Raw genomic sequence first — 1,132 nt, 5'->3', positions numbered from 1 at the left:
AGGAAGACCTGAACGCCAACGACATCGACGCCGCCGCGAAGATCATCGCCGGCACCGCGCGTTCGATGGGAATCCCCGTCGACGGCTGACCACCGGTCAGCGGCCCCGCCGGATGAGGACCTCCTCGACCGGCTAAGCCAGTCGAAACCCCGTGGGAGGGCCGCGCTCGGCCCACTAACCACTCACTCCCGGCCACCGGCCGAGAAGAAGGAACAGAGCAGATGAGCAAGAAGAGCAAGGCCTACCAGGCCGCCGCTGAGAAGATCGATCGGGACAAGCTGTACAGCCCGCTGGAGGCTGTGGAGCTCGCCAAGGAGACCTCCTCGAAGAACACCGACGCCACCATCGAGGTCGCCGTCCGCCTGGGCGTGGACCCGCGCAAGGCCGACCAGATGGTGCGCGGCACCGTCAACCTGCCGCACGGCACCGGTAAGACCGCCCGCGTGATCGTGTTCGCCGCCGGAGACAAGGCCACCGAGGCAACGGCCGCCGGTGCGGACGAGGTGGGAGCCGAGGACCTGATCGAGAAGATCCAGGGCGGCTGGCTCGATTTCGACGCCGCGATCGCCACCCCGGACCAGATGGCCAAGGTGGGCCGGATCGCCCGCGTCCTGGGTCCGCGCGGCCTGATGCCGAACCCGAAGACCGGTACCGTCACCACCGACGTGACCAAGGCGATCAACGACATCAAGGGCGGCAAGATCAACTTCCGCGTCGACAAGGCCGCCAACCTGCACTTCGTGATCGGCAAGGCGTCGTTCGACACCAAGGCCCTCGCGGAGAACTACGGTGCCGCCTACGACGAGATCATGCGCGCCAAGCCGTCGGCCGCCAAGGGCCGGTACCTGAAGAAGGTCACCGTCTCGAGCCAGACCGGTCCGGGCGTCCCGGTTGATCCGGCCGTCAGCCGGAACTTCGCCGAGGCCCCGCAGGCCTGAGTTCCCCGTCGCAGCGCCCCCGGCCACCTCGTGGCCGGGGGCGCTGCGCATCGTCGTCGGTCGCCGTTCGCCTCGCCCGGCGGCGCGGCCCGCGCTAGCGGCATGCCCATGGAGCCTCGTGGACGCAAGATCAGCAGCGGCGGCCCGCCACGTCCAACCGCCGGAACAGCTGCGCCTTCAACTAGAACGGCGGG

Annotated in this window: 1 protein-coding gene and 1 pseudogene; both read left to right on the top strand. The window is 69.0% G+C overall.

Annotation, left to right across the window (positions count from 1 at the left end; translation table 11 throughout):
- Positions 1-89 (top strand): annotated as a pseudogene (locus tag ACJMNC_RS12465) (50S ribosomal protein L11); the annotation flags it as partial.
- A 132-nt stretch (positions 90-221) separates the two neighbouring features.
- The gene (gene rplA, locus ACJMNC_RS12460) at positions 222-938 is read left to right on the top strand and encodes a 50S ribosomal protein L1 (protein ID WP_408948281.1); all 717 of its coding nucleotides are present in this window, start codon (positions 222-224) and stop codon (positions 936-938) included.
- Positions 939-1,132 lie beyond the last annotated feature (194 nt).

Origin of the sequence: Gordonia sp. VNK21 (assembly GCF_046098115.1) — a bacterium.
Lineage (GTDB): Bacteria > Actinomycetota > Actinomycetes > Mycobacteriales > Mycobacteriaceae > Gordonia.
This window is presented reverse-complemented; position numbering and strand designations above follow the sequence as displayed.

Bases quoted from the DNA above. Each gene is read 5' to 3' on its own strand.
- rplA (WP_408948281.1), top strand. From the start codon at position 222: ATGAGCAAGAAGAGCAAGGCCTACCAGGCCGCCGCTGAGAAGATCGAT.